The organism is Candidatus Paceibacter sp. (assembly GCA_013360865.1).
Taxonomy (GTDB): Bacteria; Patescibacteriota; Minisyncoccia; order UBA9983; family UBA9983; genus SURF-57.
Window position 1 is genome coordinate 1 of record JABWAS010000001.1, and the last position, 19,326, is coordinate 19,326.

At 45.4% G+C, this 19,326-nt stretch carries 17 protein-coding genes and 1 pseudogene; 2 read left to right on the plus strand and 16 right to left on the minus strand.

Translation table 11 applies throughout. The features are described from left to right. The 4 genes from HUT38_00005 to HUT38_00020 form a co-directional block, all read right to left on the minus strand. The coding region (locus tag HUT38_00005; GenBank protein NUQ56875.1) for a hypothetical protein at positions 1–351 on the minus strand (351 nt) is incomplete at its 3' end. A gap of 27 nt (positions 352–378) precedes the next feature. Then, on the minus strand, positions 379–2,763 hold the full coding sequence (locus HUT38_00010) for a hypothetical protein (GenBank protein NUQ56876.1): 2,385 nt from the start codon (positions 2,761–2,763) through the stop codon (positions 379–381). A 4-nt stretch (positions 2,764–2,767) separates the two neighbouring features. Beyond that, positions 2,768–5,248, minus strand: a complete 2,481-nt coding sequence (locus HUT38_00015; GenBank protein ID NUQ56877.1) for a hypothetical protein — start codon at positions 5,246–5,248, stop codon at positions 2,768–2,770. Between the two features lie 22 nt (positions 5,249–5,270). Next, positions 5,271–6,251, minus strand: a complete 981-nt coding sequence (locus HUT38_00020; GenBank protein ID NUQ56878.1) for a hypothetical protein — start codon at positions 6,249–6,251, stop codon at positions 5,271–5,273. Positions 6,252–6,405: 154 nt separating this feature from the next. Here HUT38_00020 and HUT38_00025 point away from each other — a divergent pair, with 154 nt between their 5' ends. Beyond that, complete coding sequence (locus HUT38_00025; GenBank protein ID NUQ56879.1) at positions 6,406–7,092, plus strand: transposase; 687 nt, start codon at positions 6,406–6,408, stop codon at positions 7,090–7,092. On the opposite strand, the gene HUT38_00030 is transcribed toward HUT38_00025, so the two are convergent. From HUT38_00030 to HUT38_00040, 3 genes are all read right to left on the minus strand, one after another. Beyond that, positions 7,076–7,936: a 16S rRNA (adenine(1518)-N(6)/adenine(1519)-N(6))-dimethyltransferase gene (locus HUT38_00030; protein ID NUQ56880.1), complete on the minus strand. Its 861-nt coding sequence runs from the start codon at positions 7,934–7,936 to the stop codon at positions 7,076–7,078. The genes HUT38_00025 and HUT38_00030 overlap by 17 nt on opposite strands. Positions 7,937–8,074: 138 nt before the next feature. Next, positions 8,075–10,018, minus strand: a complete 1,944-nt coding sequence (locus HUT38_00035; protein ID NUQ56881.1) for a UvrD-helicase domain-containing protein — start codon at positions 10,016–10,018, stop codon at positions 8,075–8,077. 21 nt (positions 10,019–10,039) lie between these two features. Next, positions 10,040–10,507, minus strand: coding sequence for a DUF192 domain-containing protein (locus tag HUT38_00040; protein NUQ56882.1), 468 nt, complete (start codon positions 10,505–10,507; stop codon positions 10,040–10,042). Between the two features lie 247 nt (positions 10,508–10,754). Between HUT38_00040 and HUT38_00045 the strand changes: the two genes are divergently transcribed. After that, positions 10,755–11,762: a peptidoglycan DD-metalloendopeptidase family protein gene (locus tag HUT38_00045; GenBank protein ID NUQ56883.1), complete on the plus strand. Its 1,008-nt coding sequence runs from the start codon at positions 10,755–10,757 to the stop codon at positions 11,760–11,762. A 140-nt stretch (positions 11,763–11,902) separates the two neighbouring features. On the opposite strand, the gene HUT38_00050 is transcribed toward HUT38_00045, so the two are convergent. The 9 genes and pseudogenes from HUT38_00050 to rpsO form a co-directional block, all read right to left on the minus strand. After that, positions 11,903–12,292, minus strand: a complete 390-nt coding sequence (locus tag HUT38_00050) for an NUDIX hydrolase (protein NUQ56884.1) — start codon at positions 12,290–12,292, stop codon at positions 11,903–11,905. Between the two features lie 32 nt (positions 12,293–12,324). Then, a complete protein-coding gene (locus HUT38_00055; protein ID NUQ56885.1) occupies positions 12,325–12,582 on the minus strand; it encodes a type II toxin-antitoxin system mRNA interferase toxin, RelE/StbE family in 258 nt (85 codons plus the stop codon). A gap of 6 nt (positions 12,583–12,588) precedes the next feature. After that, positions 12,589–12,804, minus strand: coding sequence for a ribbon-helix-helix protein, CopG family (locus HUT38_00060; GenBank protein NUQ56886.1), 216 nt, complete (start codon positions 12,802–12,804; stop codon positions 12,589–12,591). 90 nt (positions 12,805–12,894) lie between these two features. Beyond that, positions 12,895–14,433 (minus strand): YifB family Mg chelatase-like AAA ATPase, encoded by a 1,539-nt coding sequence (locus tag HUT38_00065; GenBank protein NUQ56887.1) that lies wholly within the window; start codon positions 14,431–14,433, stop codon positions 12,895–12,897. Between the two features lie 186 nt (positions 14,434–14,619). Then, on the minus strand, positions 14,620–15,009 hold the full coding sequence (locus HUT38_00070) for a hypothetical protein (protein NUQ56888.1): 390 nt from the start codon (positions 15,007–15,009) through the stop codon (positions 14,620–14,622). A 50-nt stretch (positions 15,010–15,059) separates the two neighbouring features. Then, on the minus strand, positions 15,060–15,977 hold the full coding sequence (locus tag HUT38_00075) for a hypothetical protein (protein NUQ56889.1): 918 nt from the start codon (positions 15,975–15,977) through the stop codon (positions 15,060–15,062). A gap of 193 nt (positions 15,978–16,170) precedes the next feature. Continuing rightward, positions 16,171–18,281, minus strand: a pseudogene (locus HUT38_00080) (polyribonucleotide nucleotidyltransferase). Between the two features lie 145 nt (positions 18,282–18,426). Further along, positions 18,427–18,945 (minus strand): NYN domain-containing protein, encoded by a 519-nt coding sequence (locus HUT38_00085; GenBank protein NUQ56890.1) that lies wholly within the window; start codon positions 18,943–18,945, stop codon positions 18,427–18,429. Positions 18,946–18,967: 22 nt separating this feature from the next. Beyond that, positions 18,968–19,237 carry a 30S ribosomal protein S15 gene (rpsO, locus tag HUT38_00090; GenBank protein ID NUQ56891.1) on the minus strand — a complete coding sequence of 90 codons (270 nt, stop codon included), beginning with the start codon at positions 19,235–19,237 and terminating at the stop codon, positions 18,968–18,970. Positions 19,238–19,326 lie beyond the last annotated feature (89 nt).

Below are 19,326 nucleotides of genomic sequence, written 5' to 3' on the forward strand. Positions count from 1 at the left end.
TGAAACCTTGGCCGATATTTCCGAACCGTCCGTAATTCCATGTATTTTTCTAAGCGAATCCCGCACCGGCCGGAAAACCTGCTCGTTGATGTCTTGGGCAATCTCCCTTGCCGCCGTTTTGTCCACGCCCAACTTGGCCGACAAATTGGCTATAAATTTATTGGGATGTTCTTCGCCAAGTAAAACCAACCCCGTTTCGCCTCCCAAAATACCGGTTTCATCAACGTTTAACTTATGTTTTTTGCCTATGTCTATTATTTTGTCGGAAATGTTTTCGCTGAAATAGGCCTCCCTTAAATCTTCGGGGAGTTTGAGAAAAATTTCTCTTATTTGTTCGTAGGTGTAGGCCATAATATATTGTTTTTGATCCTAATTTTCCTAAGTGATAATTTTCCCTTTCCACCTGTTCTTTCTAACCGCATAATCATCCAGCATATCTTTTATTCCCCTGGCCCCTTGCCCTTTCTTAATCAATTTTGCCAATCCGTAATTGCCAAGTTCCTCCAAACTTTTAATCGTATCCTCGTAACTGCCCGCGACACCAGTAAGTCCGTCTAACATTCTTTCCATCATATCGCCACCCATCTCTACTATCTTGTTAATTGAACCGGTATTAAGATATTTGGCCAAACTGGGCTCGGTAAGTATATTGTAGGCGTTTTTCTCCATATCAGAAGAAGACGCTTTTTTGACAACCCCGGCTTTGGCGCGGTAATCAGCCAGCTCTTTTCTAAGCGCCTGGTAATAATCATTGTCTTTGACGGCGTATTTCTTGTCCAACTTGCCGAATCCTTCCGGATTTTCCGCGTTGTAAGCATTGGACAGCTTCTCGTTAAGGAATTTCTCAAATCCGCCACCGAGTTCCGTTTTAATGGCCGCGGCCATTGCCTTGCCCAAACCTTCGGGGTCGTTAACATAATCTTTCTCAAGTTTTTCTCTGATTTCGTTGTATTTGGCCTCGTTTTCTTCCTTATAAGTATTGAGTAATATTTCTCTTTCAGTATCATCAGCTTTGCCTTTAACCAAAAACGGCGCCTGTCTTTCTATGTCCTTAGGCTTAATACCAAGACTCTTGAGGAATTCTTTGGATTTTTCAATATCACCCGGAGCCATCTTTTTAATATCCTCTTTTTTGATGGATTCCTGCAGCATAGCGGACGTCTCATAAGGACGGAATGTTCTGTTATACCAACCGCCCTGCATTTTCTTCAGCTCATCGGCTGTGTACTTGCCGTATTTCTTTTGCTTTTCTTCCACTATTTTACGGCTTTCCGTGGCAATATCAGCCGCCTTTCTGGTGGCGGCATCGCCGGCAAAAGGTACATATCTGGCTACATTTCCAACTTTACCCATAAAACCTTTGCCAGTGGCAAAATTTTCAGCCATAGGCGCATACCATCGCCTCGCGCCGCCTTTCGCGCCCCACCAGCCGTATTTGGCAGTCCCTGCCGCCGCCCCCTGCGCCCAGCCGCGGGCCGTGTGCGCCCAGCCGATGGACATGCTGGCCGTTTTGCCACCCAGTTGCCTAGCCACCATAAGCGAGGCGAGCATAAGCCCAGCCGCGACGAAGAAATGGAAAAACGGCACCAGAATTGAGCCGGCGTTCAGGCCAAAAGCCAGCTTTAAATTAGAATTTTCCGTGGTCTGCGTAATGCTCTTTAAAAAGTCGCTGTTTATCAGCTTGGTCACCAAGACAAACATAAACAGAAAGGCCGGAGCGAAAAACGATTGTCCTATAAGATAACCCCACCACTGGCTGGAATACTTTTTCATACTGGGCAAGACCACCCCTATAATCATTATTGGAGAAAACATCATCACCATCCACAAAACCACCACCCGCACCACGAACATAATCGCCCCGGCAAAAAGCACGAAAGCGGCCAATATGGCCAAAGCCGCCTCCAACAGCACCGGCAGAGCCAGGGTGAACACAGATTCGCTGAAACCCCCTCCCTCGTTATAAGCTTGTTGGATAACGCCTTCTACGCTGTCCGTGCTGCCTGTTAACATCTGCTGCGGATTAAATGCGGCCATAAAAACATTGCCCAGGTTTTTCTTCTTGAAATCTCCGTTTATTGTAAGGTCGTTTTTGATGTTGCCCACCGTCCCCCCTTTGTCCGCGTCAATTTGATTATAAAATTCCCAGGCAAAGACATGGGAGGCGTCTATGACCATTTTGGTAATCAGCATGCTGAAGTTAACCAGCACTGCCGCTACGATTATACTGGGCAAAACTTTTTTAATACTGGCTCCTCCGTACTGCAAAATCATTGATACTGCCAGATACAGAAGGATGAAAATAAAAACAAGGTTGATCAAATCCCTTACCATCGTCCAGCCCGTGGCTATCATTATGTTTTTTTCTGTGTCAAAAATTTCGCCGGACAAAGAAAATTCAATACTGGCGTTGAACAAGCTTGATGCCAGGTTGGTGATGAAGACAGCCGCGGGCAAAATCCAATGGACGGCAACATAGAGAAAAAGATAACTGACGCACTTTCCGAATGTTCCTCCGGCTATTCCCATAGTCCAGCCGCAAGGATCCTCTATTTCACCGTCTTTGCTGCCCTTATTTTCATTGACCACGCCAAGTCCTTTTTCTATGCGATCAACGCGCTCTTCTAAGTCATTTGAGTTATTATTCCCGTTATTCCCTTGCTGCTGGGCGTAAACCATACTTAAACCGGAAAACCCCGCCGGCGCCAAGGCGGGTACAATCACGGAAATTATTAGCAGATATGTGATTATTTTCTTAAACATTTTATTAAGGCGAAACACTGCTTGTTTGATCGGCTAAGGCGCAATCATCCGCATCAACATTCTCGTCTTGGGTGTACTCATCCAGCGCGCAAGTGTATTTTATCACGAGCTTGTCCATCTTCTCTTCAATTTTTCCCGTTTCTTTGCTGACTTCTTTCCACTCTTTCTCACTATGGGTCTGGTAGGTTTTCTTTTCGGAATCAACCGTGGAGATGTTTATTTCTTCCGAAGCTATTTCTCCGTCGTTGCCGCGGCAGATAATTTTATAATTCGTCTCTGACGCTATTGAACCGGTAGCCGTTTTTTTGGTGGAGTTTGTTTTTTCCTTGCGGTAATATCCCTCGCCGACGAAGAAACCAGAATCCGCTTCCAAAGAGTCCGCTTCCGTTATGTAAGCGCTTTCTTCGTCAAGATTGTCTTTGTCCGAGTAGAGATAGCAGGAAGACGCATTGGAAGAAAGCCAGTAAATATTGGTGGCTGTGTTAACTTCCACAGTGGTGTCGTCCGACAAAATTTCCAGAGAAGCCGGCTCGGCGTTGCTATCGGCGGCAGTAAGGATGATTTCCTTATCCATGCGGTTGTTGTCCTGGTCGTAACATCTTATGCCGTAAGTTCTTAATTCATCCGTTTTAAACGGCGGTGTCACATAGCTTCCACTGGTGCCGATGGTTGTGCCGCGCCAAGTCTTTTCTCCTCCGGTCGGGGAGCATTCTTCGGCGCTTACCGCTTTCCAGTGGATTCTGGTTGTAGTGGCAAATCCGTTGGAGGCGTTTTTAACGACCGGATTATTTTCAGCGCTCATTTCCTGGCCGGTTTCTCTATTTTTGTTTTTATTGTTGCGTTTGTTGTAGTCGTAGCAGTAGTGGTCATCGTCTTTCAAGGTCTTTATTTCCCCTATCCTGGTAGCCATCATCACTTCCTCCACGAAAGAATCAATTATCTCCAGCGCCCGGGCGGAAACATCAACGGCGGTTAATCCCAAACTCTGGAAAGTTTCTCCGTCCTCAAAAGTTTGCGTGTCGTATGTGTTTTCATAATCACTGATTCTTGGCTCAATATCGTTCGTTATGGCCGTCTGAACGCTGGTTCTGTCATTGTTTACGTCATTAATATCTTTGCCCAGCGGGTCAAGATTTTTGCCAATTTCTTCAATATCGTCGTCGCAGGTTGAATAATCATAACTTGTGTCGCTGGTGCTGGTGGCGTAAATGCAATTAAGTTTAGCCAAAATCGTTCCCAAATCCTCTTTTGCCCCGTACAAAGCGTCAGATTGGTCTTCCAAAGACCGACCATAATTTTCTTCCCATTCCGTTATCCGGCCGGTTTGGTTGGAAACGGATTGCTTTTCCTGGGCTAGTTGCTGGTTCTTGCTTAACTCGCCATAGTGATCGCGATTACTGCCGGAATAATTGGCATCCTTATCGTATCCTAACAAGCCACCCTCTCCATTACCGCCGGTCACAAGCCAACCCATCATAGTAGTAGCCAAGGTGCCGATAATTTCGTCTATTTCGTCAGCAACCTGGAGTCTTTGTTTATCTTTGTCAACGACACTGTTAAGCTGGCTTTGAACAAGTTGCCCCGGGGTTTTTGTTTCCCATTTGGCGCATTTCATGCCGTCTTGAAGCTCTGTTTTTTTGTAAGGATTATCTGGATCAAGAGGATCGTACTCAACTTCTGTTACCATGTTCGGCACTTCTTCAATACATTTCTTTACCCCGAAAAATCCGGAGTTTAATTTAAGCTGGAAGCCGCCCATTTCCACGCTCACCCGCGCGGCGGCGTAAGCGTTATCCGCCGCTTGGACCACACGGCCCACATCATTATTCTTGGGCTTGGTGCTCATCAGCCACATTAAAAATCCTCCGTTCCTAAAGTCGTTGCCGTATTCGCGGACAATATTGTTTTGGCGGATATTAACATCAATATCCAACCAATCGCTTATATCATCCCTATCCGCCATGTTTTGGAAATTATCCACAATGTCGTTGAAAGTACACCTATATTTTGCCCTGTCGGTGCCGGGGAAAAAGAAGTCCATTTTGATACGCAATGGTCCTATCGGCTCGCACAACCATTCCAAATCCATTTTGTCTATTATGGCCCCGCTGACCTGGTTGGCCGTGTCGCGGAAAAACCCTTCCGGGTCGCTAAGAAACATCGGACTCCCTTCAAAACCGTTCTGGATCCAGGTCACCAACGCGTCGCCGAACTGGTCTATGATAACGTTGGCGGCCGTCCAGGCGAGACCGTCAAGCCATGTTTCTTTGTTGGATAAAACTGTAGTATTACCTGCGGTTGTAGCGGAAGAACCAGCAATCATACTTAAAGTGGCGTTTCTGGTTATGCTAGTCGGAGAAGAATCCATAAGAATATCGTCCACAATGACATTACCATCAATTCCGGTGGCAAATAATTCTAATGGGGCAAATAAGTTATAAAAGACAAAAAAGAAAGAAATGATCGCAAATACATTTCTTCTCATTCTTTTTTTTACTGTGAAAAAATCAGAAAACATTTTTTTTCACTAAAATTTCTTTAACGCTTTCAAAACCACCGGAAAATTTTTCCACTTCTTGCTTGTAAATCCTGTATCCCAATAATCCCTTTATGGAATCTTCCGGCGCGGTGGCCATCAATTTAACAGCCTCACTCATGTTGTTTAGGCCATTGATTAAATCAAGGTGGTCTTTAGCCAATTCTTCCGGCACATCCAATTGTCTTAGCTCAGCCAAAGCGCCGTTATATATTTCCGTTATTTCCAAAAGTTTTTTTACGTCATTGCTGTAATTAACCCCCTCTTTATTTTTAAGGTTCTCCATTAAACGCCCGAAGATGACCACCTCGTTTTCTTTTATTTTTTTGTCGTCAACAAGCAATTTTTTAACAGTTATAGAGTATTTTCTGAGATTTTCTTGCCCATTGTCCGCTATTTTTATATTAGAAACGTTGTAAGTATCGGTAGGTCTGTTACTGCTCATCTGCAACATGAGTGATTCTACTAAGCTTTCTTTATCTTTGTTAGTTAATTCACCCTTCTGCTGTTTAATCAGCAAATACTCCGTTAAAAACTGTTTGGCGTAAGCGGCGGTCATTGTGTTTAAGTCGGCGCCGGAGGAGCTTTTGTTTTGAGCGATCAGATCTTCTTTTTGGCCGATTTTATCGTCCGGGCCGGCTTTGAGCGGGTTTCGGTTTTGGGCTATTTCTTCGTTGTCTTCCGCGCCGTCGCCGTCGGTGTCTTTTTTATTCGGGTCGGTTTTCCAAAGAGTCTCCTCCCAGTCTTTTAAACCGTCGCCGTCGGTGTCGGATTCGTACATAGCTCCGTTTTCCGTCGTGGTAGCGACGGTCAATATTTTTTGCGCTTCTTCTTTTTTGGCCAGATATTCCAAATCGCCTTTTTCGTACTTGGCATAATAAAACCAGCCGGCAAATATCAGCAGGATAAAAATTATTAAAAATATGATTTTCTTGCCCGGTAAGTAAGCCAAAGCGACGGCACTTTGCCGTATGTTAATTATACCTTTTGCGAGAGATAATTTCCTTTAAAAATCAGGAAAAAATGTGGATAAGTCGCCCATCAAAAAACTCAACCATGTCAAGGTCTCGCCTTGACAACCGCTTCGTTCTTTATAAAATTAAGCAATGAGCAGAAAAATAAATTTTTCACCGGGAGAAAACTACCATATTTATAATCGTGGTAATGACAAAAGGGTAATTTTTCAAAACAAAGCAGATTATGACAGATTTACTGCTTTGTTATACATATGCAATGGAACGAAAGATATAAAATTAAGCGATTATCCGAACATCAAAATGGAAAAACTGCTAGAAATAAAAAGGGGAGAAACTCTCGTTGATATAGGAGCATATTGTTTAATGCCTAATCATTTTCATTTGCTTATACATGAAAAAACCGAGGGCGGTATAAGTAAGTTTATGCAAAAATTGCTCACTGCTTATACGATGTATTTTAATAAGAAAAACGAAAGAACAGGGGTATTATTTGGCGGATTATTTAAAGCAACCCATGTCAACGAAGACCGTTATTTAAAATATCTCCTCTCGTACATTCATTTAAACCCAATTAAGCTCATTGAGCCAGCATGGAAAGAAACAGGTATCAAAAACAAAAAAGGGGCTGATCTTTTTCTTAAATCTTACATTTATTCCAGTTTTCTGGATTTCACTGTGGAAAAAAGGAAAGAGCTTGTTATTCTTAATAAGAACCAGTTTCCTGAATACTTTGAAAATTTTAAAGAGTTCGAAGTTTTTATTGAAAATTGGCTTATGTTTTCCAACGACAACCCCACTGTCAAGGCGAGACCTTGACAGTGTTTAAACACTTCCAGTCTTCCAGGTCTAAATCTTCGGCTCTCGCTTTTTCAGCTATGCCGCAGGCGGCAAAATTTTCTTTTTTCGCGCCTAGGTTGCTCAAAAGCAACTTCCTTTTGTGGGCGAAGCCTTTTCTGACCGTTTCAAAAAAATTTTTCTCATCCAAATCTTTAAAAAATTCTTTGGAAATGCCGGAGATTCTGATAACCGCCGAATCCACTTTTGGCTGGGGAATGAAATTGCCCTTGGAAACTATCCTTATTATCTCCGGCCGGCCGTAAGTTTTAACGCTTATGGAAAGAAGGCTCTCTTTGACGGGAAAAGAAACTTGCCTTCTGGAAAAATTTCCTCCTTCGTCAGTTTTGTAAAAAGACGAGTTTCTTTTCCCGCACTTTTTTCCCAAACCAATAATCCTATCCGCCACCTCTTTTTGGATCATCAAGACCATCAAAACTGGCTGAGGTTCCTCGCTCAAAAATTTTCGCAAAAAAAATGAGGTAATATAATAAGGCAGGTTGGCAATAATTTTATAACCGCCAATGTCAAGGTTGAACCTTGACATTGGGTCAAATGCCAAAATATCGCCTGAAATAACATCCAGCCTCCCGTTGTTAATTTCAGCGGAAAATTTTTCTTTTAAAAATTCTACAAGCTCCTCGTCTTTCTCTACCGCTATCACTTTTTTAGCCCTTTGCAGAAGCAACTCCGTCAAAACACCCTTTCCTGGGCCGACTTCCAGAACAGTATCATCGGGGCTAACTTTCCCCGCCGCGACTATTTCTTCGGCGATTTTTTGGGAATTGAGAAAATTCTGCCCAAGTGATTTTTTAGCTTTCAGCATAAAAAATAAATTCGAAATCCTAATATCGAAATTCGAAACAAATTCTAATTTTTTAAATTTTAAATTCTAAACTTTTTGTCATTTGAATTTTAAATTTTGATATTGTTTCGGATTTCGTGCTTCGCGCTTCGGATTTAATCAGCCATATCTTATCACTTCTTCCGGCGGTTCGCCCCGAAACTCCTCCATTTTGTACAAATAGTCGGGGATGTCGGACAAAAAGCGGGACGGCATATTCATCTGCCGGCCGCCGTAAATCATGCGCGAAACGGCGAAAGACAAAAACAGTTTTTCTTTTGCTCTTGTCACCGCCACGTAAAAAAGCCTCCTTTCCTCCTCATCCCTCTCCCTGTCGCGCGAGCCCATGCCGGAATGTGGGAACAACCCCTCTTCCAACCCGACGATGAAAACGTTTTTAAACTCAAGCCCTTTGGCGGCGTGCGCCGTCATCAGCCGCACTTTTTCCTCTTTATTTTCTATCGCGTCCTGCGCGCTCATCAAAGAAGCGTCTTCCAATAATTTCTGGACGCCCTCCGGCTCCGGCAGGTTGTCGTATCTGGTGGCGATGCTCACCAACTCCTTCAGGTTTTCCAGCCGTTCCTTGTCGGTACTATCTCCATTTTCCAGAAGTTCTTCCAAGCCCGATTTTTTAATGATAAAACTTATCGCCGCCGAGGCTTTTTCTTTTCCGGTGTTTTCTTTAATGGAGTCCAGCAGGGCGAAAAAGTCCTCAAACTTTTTCTCCATCGCCGCCGGAAGTTTTTTGCCGGAAAATTTGTTCAACAAGGAAACTTTGCCTATCCCCCGCGACGGAACGTTGACCGCCCTTTTGACGCTCAATAAATCCTCTCTGTTTAACGCCGCCCGCAGGTAAGCCAGCACGTCTTTGATTTCCTTTCTTTCGTAAAACTGGGTGCCCAGCATTTGGTAGGCTATGCCGTGCTTGAGGCAGGCCTCCTCAAACACCCGCGACTGGAAGTTAGCGCGAAACAACACGGATATTTCCGAGGGCGAGCCGCCCCGCGCCAAAATTTCTTTTATCTTATGGGCGACAAACTCCGCCTCCTCGTACTCGCCCATCGCCTCAAACAGCGATATCTCGGCGCCTTTTTGGTTTTTAGTGTAAAGACCTTTCGGCTTGCGGACTTTGTTCTTCTCTATGATTTTTGCCGCCGCTTCCAGGATGTTTTGAGTGGAACGGTAATTTTCTTCCAGCGCCACAGCCACGTGTTCCGGATAGTCCTTCTCAAAATTGATGATGTTGCGGAAGTCGGCCCCGCGGAAAGCGTAGATACACTGGTCCATATCGCCCACGGCGCAGATGTTTTTGTGTCTGGCGGCAAGAATCTTGGACAGCTCGTACTGGCTTTTGTTGGTGTCTTGATATTCGTCTATGAGGATATAGTCCCACAAATTTTGATAATAATCCCTTACTTCCGCGTCTTTTTTGAGCAGAAAAACCACCTTGGAAACAAGGTCGTCAAAGTCCAGGGCTTTATGCTCTCGCAGATTTTCTTCGTACTTTTTCCAGATTTTTCCCAACACGGAGCCGAAGAAATCGGAACCGGCTTCGGCAAAATATGATTCGGCGTCAAACAAATCCCCTTTCTGCCGCGAGATGAGCGACTGCATTTTGTTGGGCTGGAACTGCTTCGGGTCAATGCTTAATTCTTTAATCGCCTCTTTGACCATATCAAGACTGTCTTCTTTGCTTAAAATGGAAAAGTTGGCCGGAACGCCGACTTTGCTCCCGTGCTTTTTTAAAATATAAACCCCGAGCGAATGGAACGTGCTCACAAATGGATGCTGCCGTTTCCAAGGACCGTCCTTGGAATTGCCCACAACCTGAATTTTTTCCAGCAATCCAAACACCCTCTCCCTCATCTCTCCGGCCGCTTTGTTGGTAAAGGTGATGGCCAAAATTTTTTCCGGCGCTACGCCTTGGCTTGCCATGTGGGCAATGCGGTGGCTGATGCTTTTGGTCTTGCCCGAACCGGCTCCGGCCAGCACCAAAAGCGGTCCGTCTTTATGCAAAACGACTTTCTTCTGCGCTTCATTGAGCCCGTTCAATAAAAAATCCATTTTAAAAATAAGAAAAATAAGTTAAAAAATTTTCACCGGCATTCCTTCTTTTACGCCGTTCTTTTTTGCCCAGCCGGCATTCACTTCCAGCACCAACTTCGCCGCTTTTTCCGGCAAAAATTGTTTTGGAAACGATTCTGGCAAAGCGTCTTCAGTAATGTCCGCCACTTTCAAGTCTTCACCTATCCAGATTATGTCAATCGGAAAGTTCATATCCTTCATCCAGAAAGAATAAAAACCAGGCTTGTCAAAATAAAACAACATGCCTTTGTCCGGCTCAAGTTTTTTCCTGCCGGAAAGGCCTTTTGCCCTTTGCTCCATTGTCAAAGCCAAATCAACCCTGGCTGCCGCTCCGTTAATCCGGACATTTTTAACCTCCTCCGGCTTTTCCGCGCGCGAGGCGACTTTTTCCTGCTTGTCCGGGCCGATCAGCGCCAAAGAAGACGCTCCTAGTGCCAAAATCAGAATCAAAAATTTAACCACCGCCATATTTTATCACAACCGGCCGGCCTGTGCATAACACCCTTGCCCAATTGACTTTTGGGCAAAAAAGAGTACGATTACCTTGTACTTTGTAAAGATACCTTTTCCAGAAAACCCTTGTTTTTAGCCATATTTTTGCCGAAATTGCTGAAATACCCTTATTTTTAGGCTTATTTATACTAAACCCAAAAACTCGGTTGCCGCCCTTTGTAAAAAAAGGCCTCAACGGAGCCCTATATTAAGATTTTCATCCATGGCCCTACTTTTAGGAGCTGTTTTCTTTTTAGGGCAGGTTAACCTCGCGGAGGCCGGCTTTTTCTACTTTGGCTCCAGTGCCGAAGCCTCCAAACTCGGGCTTGCCTCAAAAAAAGAAACGGCCAACCTGCAAACGATGCCTCTTCTGGAAAGTTCTTTAAGCTACGAGGTCAGCAACCATAAAGGGGGCGGAGAAATTGCCATAGTCAACAACAACTCGCTTCTTCCGGAGTCCGGCCCGCTTGGCACCATGGCCGACGTGGAAGAATTAAACAGCGACTGGCAGATCAATGTTTATGTGGTGCGCGAGGGTGACACCTTATCACAGATAGCCCAGATGTTCGGAGTTTCCGTCAATACCATAATCTGGTCAAACGACATCTCCCGCGGCAGCTCCATCAAGCCGGGGCAAACGCTGGTCATTCTCCCAATCACCGGAGTAAAGTACGAAGTCAAAAAAGGAGATACGCTTAAGAGTATCGCCAAGAAACTCAACAGCGACGTGGACGAAATAATAAAATTCAACGGCCTGGACGCCGACGGGCAACTGGCAGTCGGGGAAACGATAATCGTTCCCAACGGCGAGATGCCGGCGCCGTCCGCCCCCAAAACAACCAGACCGGGGTCTAATCCCTATCGCGGCGGCAGCGGCCCTTCTTACGCCGGTTATTACATGAAACCGATTGCCGGCGGAGTAAAATCTCAAGGCTTGCACGGATACAACGGCGTTGACCTGGCCAACTCCTGCGGCACTCCGGTTTTAGCCTCCGCTTCCGGCGACGTTATCATCAGCAAAGCGGCCGGCTGGAACGGCGGTTACGGCAATTATATTGTCGTATCTCACTCCAACGGCACCCAGACTTTATACTCACATCTTTCCACTAATATTGTTTATCCAGGCTGGCGCGTCAGCCAGGGTCAGGTCATCGGCTACGTCGGCTCCACCGGCAAATCCACCGGCTGCCATCTGCACTTTGAAGTCAGAGGCGCGAAAAACCCCTTCTAGGCAAGGACTTTTAAACTTATGTTTACCATTCTTATTGAATTTATAAAAATAATTATCGCGATATAAAGCCTAAACAAAAGCAGAAATAATCGTTGTCAAAAAAGTTCCCGCTTAGCGGGAACTTTTTTCTTCCACTGGCGCTATAGCCATTCCTTGATATTTTTTGTTTGCGGCACGAGATTTATTGAATCAAGACTATTCTTATCAAAAAAATCATGACCAACGCACTCATCGGATTCTTTGAAGTCCGTACTTTCCAGCTTAATCCTGAAACAGAGTATGGCCTGCCACCTCTCTGTTTTGTTTTGCGCGACCCAGGCAAAGAAAGGGGTCTTGTCTAAAACTTCGCATTTTACACCAAGTTCTTCAACGCACTCTCTTTCCAGTGTTTCTTTAAAATTTTGCCCCTGCTCTATCCTGCCGCCGGGCAAATCCCACACGCCGGTTTTTTCCTTAATAAGCATAACCTTACCTTCATCGTTAAAAACAAGGCCTTTGATTGAAATTTGAAACAGTTTGTTTGGGTCCATATTATTATGATTATAAAATTTTATAAAAACTGCTACTCATAAATATCATGATTGCCGATTGAATAAAATCTAACTGTGTTTTTGTTTAAAAATTCAAAAATTATTCTATAATCATAATTTATGGAAAAAGACCAAAATCCAATAAGTTCACCGTGGAGTTTATGTGTTTTTAGTTTCGGATCAAACGGATCTTTTCTGAAAACTTTTTCTTTCCTTTCCGCCAAATCTTGAACATCCGCCGGTAATTTCTTGTATTCCCTGCTGAACCTCGGCAGATATATAATTTTCATAAAAAATTATCTCAGGTCGTGCAACGATCTTAATACCTTTCCTTTCCCCGCCTCAAATTCTTTTTTGGCTTCTTTTAATTCTTTGGCTAATTTGTGTGTGTTCCACGCTCGTATCGCATGCCTTATAAACTCGCTCTTGGTGGCGAATTTGCCGGATTTAACTTCTTTTTCCACTAAATCCGCCATGCTTTTAGGCAACGAAATATTTATTACGCTTCTCATATATTTATAGTTATAGTAACAAATTGTAATACAAAATGTTACACCTTAATAATAATTCATGTCCAATGAAAGTCAACAAGCTGTAAAACGTTACTTCGGCCGGTATTGAATAGCCTCCAAGATATGATTCTCACCGATATTTTCGGCTCCTTCCAGGTCGGCGATGGTGCGGGATATTTTGATGACGCGATGATAGGCGCGGGCGGAAAGGTCAAGTTTGGCGGCGGCGTTGTTTAGAATCGTCTTTGTTTTGTCTGAAAGCGAGGCGAACTTCTTAAGCTCTTTAACCCCCATCTCGCTGTTGGTTAAAATTTTTATCTCTTTCTTGCCGCTTTCTCTGAATCTTTCTTTCTGGATTTCTCTGGCCGCGACGACCCTTTTTTTGACGGCGCCGGAAGATTCCGAGGAAATGTTGTCATTGGAAAGTTTTTGATGATCCACCCGCGGCACCTCCACCCACAAATCAACTCTGTCCATAATCGGCCCGGATATTTTGCGCTGGTATCGGGCTAGCGCGCTTTGGGTGCATACGCAAGGCTTGGATTTGGAATCAAGGTTGCCGCAAGGGCACGGGTTCATGGCGCAGACCAAAATAAATCTGGCCGGGAAGGAAACCGTCCCTTTGGCCCGGGAAACGTGAACTATCCCTTCTTCCAGCGGCTGACGCAAAGCTTCTATCACCCGCCGTTCAAACTCCGGAAATTCGTCCAAAAACAGCACTCCCCGGTGGCTTAAAGTAATTTCTCCCGGCTTGGGATAAACCCCTCCGCCGACCAAAGCGACGTAAGATGAAGTATGGTGCGGCCCGCGAAACGGCCTTCGCAAAACAAAATCGCCGTCTAGAACTCCGGCCACGCTGTGGATCGCGGTCGTTTCCAAAATTTCTTCAAAAGACAAGGGCGGTAAAACGCAGGCAAAGGCTTTGGCCAGCATGGTTTTGCCCGTGCCGGCCGGCCCGATCATGGCGATGTTGTGGCCTCCGGCGGCGGCAATTTCCAACCCTCTTTTGGCCGTTTCCTGCCCTTTGATGTCGGCAAAATCAACCAAACTTTCAAAACCATCGTCGCCTGACTCGATTTTTGTCGCCGGCTTGGCCTTTAACTCAATTTTGTTTTCTTCGTCAAAATGGCGGATTATATCTTCCAACTTTTCGCAGCCGAAAATTTTTACACCCTCTATTAGCGCCGCTTCTTTGGCGTTTTCTTCCGGAACAAACACCTCTTTAAAACCTTTGCTTTTGGCGCGTTTTACCAAAGCCAAAACACCTTTGACTTTTCTTATGGCGCCGTCCAGCGCCAGCTCGCCCAGAAACATCTTCCCTTCCGGATCAAAATTTATCTGCTTGGAGGCCAGAAGATAAGCCAGAGCGATGCCCAAATCAAAAACCGGCCCCTCTTTTTTAAGGTCGGCCGGCGCCAGAGAAACCGTCACCCTTTGGTTTTTCTTCTGTGGAGAAACGAAGCCGGAATTTTTGACGGCCGCGGAGATCCTGTCTTTGGATTCCTCCACCGCCTTGTCGGGCAAGCCGACGATGGAAAAAGAATGCAGGCCTTGCGCCAAGTCTATTTCTATGTCCACGATATCGGCTTTTAATCCCGTCGTCTGAGCGGAGTAAACTTTGACTGACATTTACCCTGTGAAATGCCCTGCGAAATAAATTTTGTTTTCAGAAACAAAATTTGATTTTTAAATTCTGATTGAAAAATCATTTCACAGGGCGATTTTAAATTAAAAATTATAATCTTCCATCTTTTGTTCTAATCACGATGAAGTAATTAAAATAGTCTATATACCATTAAACCATTTAAAATCATTTCACAGGGTGAACTTTTCCGAAGCGTGCCGCATGCACTCCATCGCGGCCGGGTTGGCTTCCAATCTTTTGAATTCTATGGGGTGATCTTTGCCGTCGCCGGAGCAGATTCCATACTTACCTTCTTTTATTTTTTCCAACGCCTTATTGACAAACAGCAATCTTTCTTCCAGAGAATCTTCTATGGCGTTGCGGTTTTCCAACTCCTCAAAGGCACTGGAAAGTTCGCCTTCCTCGGAAGTGTCCACGTCAAACTTGGCCGGAGAAACTTCCCAATCTCCGGGCACGTCCGGATTTTTCTGGCCGACTTGACCGAGTTCGGATTCCAGTTTTTTCTTTTCTTCTTCCAGTTTTTCCTTAAAATATTTGATTTTTTCTTTGGTTAACGCCATAAATTTTATTTTGTGACTATGATAACAGAAAGAAAACAAAACACAACCCTTCACCAAGTAGCTCCGTTGTTTATGTGTTGCGGGGAAGAAAAGCGCCGGAATACTTCCGCCAAAGCGTCTTCACTTTCCGTTATCACCAGATATTTGCGGTCAATGAAAGAATAAACAAGCAATGTGTTGCCATCATCGTCTGTCAAAACCCGGGCGTCGTGGTTTTTAACATATTTGTCCGAGAAACGCCCGGAAGAATATAAAGCCGCCCCGCTGAAGAAAAAGCCGAGGTCTTTGGCTAGACTGTTTTCCCACTTCAGCATTTGGGAAAAAACATAATTATATGATTTGGCTTTAAAAACAAGGGCGGGTCGGCTTCCGTCCGCCTCTATTCTTAAAACCATAAAATCGTCTTCCAGGTAATCGGAGAGTTCTTTTGGGAAAGATACATCCGCGAATCCGGCAAATTCCCTCCTGCCCATTCTGGCTTCATTGCTGCCGGAAACCTTCATAATGACGGCCGCGGCCGCGTCGCCTTCATTGCCGCCCTCTTCAAAAAATTGGCGAAGCTCTCTCTGGAAAACCTCCTTTTTGCCCTCTTCGGCCAAAATTTCCGTTTCGTCGTCCAAAATAATCGGGTCAACGACTGATCTGGCCCCCGCCTTACGGCCAGACTGGTTTTTCTCCGAAGAAATTTTGGTAAAGGCAAAATAGCCGCCGCCGGCCAAAACCAAAACCACCAGAAAAGAAACTAGTATTTTTTTAACCGGCAGGGAACTTTTGGTTTGTTCTTCAAAACTGACGCCCTTGGATTTAGCTTCCTCCGCCACGATATCCAACAGAGAAACGTTTTTCCCTTTGACGTATTCGGCGATGTCGCTTTCCAGCGTCCGGATAGCCCGCGGGGAGGAACTTTTGGCAACTCCGCCGCCGGTATTAGTATTTTTCGCCGCCGTTTGTGTTTCTTTGTCCTCCATCCCGGTCAGTACAAATTATGATTGCCCATGTTTTTGGTTAAATGACAACCCAACAATTAAACAACCAAATTACTTTTTAATTTTAATGACTTTTATTATGTCCGGCAAAAACCATCATAATTTGTCCTACCGGGCATGGTTGTTGCTTCTGCCCCTGTGGCCGAACCCTTCGCCCCTCGGCTTGCTTCTGGGGTCATTTTCCGGATTGTAATTGGGGTCCAACTGTTTCATGGATAAGTTGATTCTGCCTTTTTCGTCTATGCTTATGATTTTGGCCTTCACTTTGTCGCCGATGTTTACCACATCCGTCACCTTATTGACCCGGAACGGCGCCAGCTCGGAAACATGGACCAAGCCTTCCTGCATCGGGCCGATTTCCACCATGGCCCCGAAGTCAAACATCCGGCTGACCGGCCCTTCCACAATCTCGCCCACCGCGTATTCGCGCGTAAGGCCTTCTATTATTTTTCTGGCTTCGTCGGTAGCCTGCAGGTTTTTGCCGGTGATAAAGACCGAGCCGTCCTGCTCAATATCTATTTCCGTTCCCGTCTTGTCTATGATGCTGTTTATCATCTTGCCCCCGGGGCCGATGACCTCCCTTATTTTATCCGGATTTATCATCATCTTCACCACCCGCGGAGCGTGAGCCGGCAGTTCTTTTCTCGGTTCCGGAATGGCCTTGAGCATTACTTCCATTATATTAGTTCTGGCTTTTTTGCTTCCCATCAAGGCTTCTTCCAAAATTTGAGCCGGTATGCCGTCCACCTTTACGTCCAGCTGGATGGCGGTAATGCCCTCGTCCGTTCCGGCGCATTTGAAGTCCATGTCGCCGAAGTGATCCTCAAACCCTTGTATATCTGTAATTACTTTGTATTCTTTTTCGTTTCTCATCATCAACCCCATGGAGATTCCGGCCACCGGTTTTTTAATCGGCACGCCGGCGTCCATCAAGGCCAGAGTGGAAGCGCAAACCGATCCCTGCGAAGTGGAGCCATTGGAAGCCATGGATTCGGACACGATTCTGATGGTATAAGGGAACTCCTCTTTAGGCGGAACAACGGCCGAAAGAGCCTTCTCCACCAAAGCGCCGTGGCCTATTTCTCTCCGGCCCGGACTGCCCATGCGGCCGGTTTCTCCGACGGAAAACGGCGGGAAGTTGTAGTGATGCATGAAGTGTTTGGAGGTGCTGATTTCCATCCCTTCTATAAGCAAGGCGTCCTGAGGCCCACCCAGAGTGACGGCGGAAAGTATGTGAGTCTGTCCGCGATAGAACACGCCGGAACCATGCAGCATCGGCAAATAACCGACGCCGGCATGAACCGACCTGACCTCGTCCACTCTTCTTCCGTCTTGTCTTTTTTCGGCGCCGGGCGCGGCGTCTATGATTTTGTCGTGTACCAGCTTGTCTATCCCCTCCTCAAAAATATCTTCGGCCAAATCAAGTTTTTCTTCGCCGAATTTTTCGCCGAAAATTTTGGACCACTCCGTTTTTACCGGCGACAAATCCGGTTTCGTCGTTCTGCTTTCGTAAATGACTTTTTCCATGGGATTAAGAATGTTTTTATTGAACAAATCAACCATCTCCGGTGTTTTTTCTTTTTTCTCAACTTTTATTTTCTCTTTACCAGCTTCTTTTATTATCATTTTCTGGAATTCTTCCACTTGGGCTATTTCTTTGAGAGCCTCATGGAAAGATCGGGCAATTACGTCTTCCGGAACCTGCTTGGCGCCGGCTTCTATCATATTGATTTTGCCGTCCTTGCCGCAAACCACTATATCCAAAGATGATTTTGTCCTTTCCTCGTAAGTCGGGTTGAGCATGAAATTCGTTCCGTCGTAACCGATCCTAGCCGCCCCTACCGGCCCACCCCACGGGATATTTGATATTCCCAAAGCCAAAGAAGCGGCGATTATCGCCACCACGTCCGGGTCGTTTTTGCCGTCCACGGAAAGAGTGGAGGCCACCACCTGCACTTCATTTCTGATACTTTTGTCAAAAAGCGGCCGGATGGTACGGTCTATCAAGCGGCCGGTAAGAACAGCTTCTTCGGATGGCTTGCCTTCCCTGCGCACAAAGCGGCTGCCCAATATCAAACCGGCGGCGTAAAACTTTTCTTCATAGTCCACCATCAAAGGGAAATAATCCAGCCCCTCTCTTTTTTGCGCGGACATCGTGGCTGCGGCAAAAACCGCCGTCTCGCCGTAGCGCACCAACACCGAACCTCCGGCCTGGTCGGCCAGGTCGGAAATCTCCACCTTTAATTTTTTCCCCGCCCACTCCGTCTCAAACTTTTTTATTTGCATATTTGTTTTAAGACGCGGCCGCTTCAAAAATTTAAAATATCTGTTTTCGTAGGCTTCCCCTCGTCGTCCGTCACTGCCTCGTCGGCAGGCGGGCTAAAGAAAATAGATATTTTAAATTTTTGAATTTCTAACAGCCAGGTCTTTATTACCCTTTAATTAAAAACTTTTTCGGATTCTCGCTCAAATCAATGAACTCATCGGCCGTTTCTTTGAGCTTGATGGAGGCCGATTTGCCGAAAGCCGCCACCTCCACCCGCCTGCCTTGGTTTTTAAGATACTCCACCAGAGGGGCGAAGTCGCCGTCGCCGCTGGCAAGCACTATCACGTCCACCAAAGCCGCCGTCTTGATGGCGTCCACGGCGATACCCACGTCCCAGTCGGCCTTCTTCATTCCGCCGTAATATTCCTGCAATTCTTTGTCGCGGATTTCTATGCCCAGTTTCGTCAGCGCTTCAAAGAAAGATTTTTCCTCGCCGGTTTTTGTCCGCACCACGTAAGCGAACGCCCGCACCAGCTGGCGCTGGCCGACAGCCATATCCAGCAACTCTTTGAAGTTGACTCTTTTTTGGAAAATAGCCCGGGCCGAATGATACAAGTTCTGCACGTCCAAAAACACAGCCACGCGCTGATTTTTATATTGTTCAGAATTAAAAATAGAGGACATTAGTTGTTTCTGGAGCTTTTGCTTATTTCTTTTTCAAATCAAGCTTTCCGGCCAAAGTGTTGTGGCGTTTTTTGTCTTTCTTGGCCAGATAGTTCATCAGGGCCTTTCTGTCGGCCACCATTTTAAGCAACCCTCTCCTGGAGTGGTTGTCTTTAGGATGGTCTTTGAGATGCTTGACCAATTGTTCAATTTGCTGGCTTAAAAGCGCGACTTGGACGTCGGCGGAGCCGGTATCAGATTTATGAACCTTGAATTCTTCAATAATTTTCTGCTTCTTTTTGGTAGTTAGCATTTGTCAAAAAGTATACCAAAACTTGCGATTTTTTGCAAGATGTTGGATGTAAATTGGATGCAAAGATGTAAACAGGTTTTTTGTTTTTT

Bases quoted from the DNA above. Each gene is read 5' to 3' on its own strand.
- HUT38_00055 (NUQ56885.1), bottom strand. From the start codon at position 12,582: ATGAAAATTATATATCTGCCGAGGTTCAGCAGGGAATACAAGAAATTA.
- HUT38_00060 (NUQ56886.1), bottom strand. From the start codon at position 12,804: ATGAGAAGCGTAATAAATATTTCGTTGCCTAAAAGCATGGCGGATTTA.
- HUT38_00085 (NUQ56890.1), bottom strand. From the start codon at position 18,945: ATGTCCTCTATTTTTAATTCTGAACAATATAAAAATCAGCGCGTGGCT.
- HUT38_00075 (NUQ56889.1), bottom strand. From the start codon at position 15,977: ATGGAGGACAAAGAAACACAAACGGCGGCGAAAAATACTAATACCGGC.
- HUT38_00065 (NUQ56887.1), bottom strand. From the start codon at position 14,433: ATGTCAGTCAAAGTTTACTCCGCTCAGACGACGGGATTAAAAGCCGAT.
- HUT38_00035 (NUQ56881.1), bottom strand. From the start codon at position 10,018: ATGGATTTTTTATTGAACGGGCTCAATGAAGCGCAGAAGAAAGTCGTT.
- HUT38_00070 (NUQ56888.1), bottom strand. From the start codon at position 15,009: ATGGCGTTAACCAAAGAAAAAATCAAATATTTTAAGGAAAAACTGGAA.
- HUT38_00050 (NUQ56884.1), bottom strand. From the start codon at position 12,292: ATGGACCCAAACAAACTGTTTCAAATTTCAATCAAAGGCCTTGTTTTT.
- HUT38_00025 (NUQ56879.1), top strand. From the start codon at position 6,406: ATGAGCAGAAAAATAAATTTTTCACCGGGAGAAAACTACCATATTTAT.
- HUT38_00030 (NUQ56880.1), bottom strand. From the start codon at position 7,936: ATGCTGAAAGCTAAAAAATCACTTGGGCAGAATTTTCTCAATTCCCAA.
- HUT38_00010 (NUQ56876.1), bottom strand. From the start codon at position 2,763: ATGTTTAAGAAAATAATCACATATCTGCTAATAATTTCCGTGATTGTA.
- rpsO (NUQ56891.1), bottom strand. From the start codon at position 19,237: ATGCTAACTACCAAAAAGAAGCAGAAAATTATTGAAGAATTCAAGGTT.
- HUT38_00015 (NUQ56877.1), bottom strand. From the start codon at position 5,248: ATGAGAAGAAATGTATTTGCGATCATTTCTTTCTTTTTTGTCTTTTAT.
- HUT38_00045 (NUQ56883.1), top strand. From the start codon at position 10,755: ATGGCCCTACTTTTAGGAGCTGTTTTCTTTTTAGGGCAGGTTAACCTC.
- HUT38_00040 (NUQ56882.1), bottom strand. From the start codon at position 10,507: ATGGCGGTGGTTAAATTTTTGATTCTGATTTTGGCACTAGGAGCGTCT.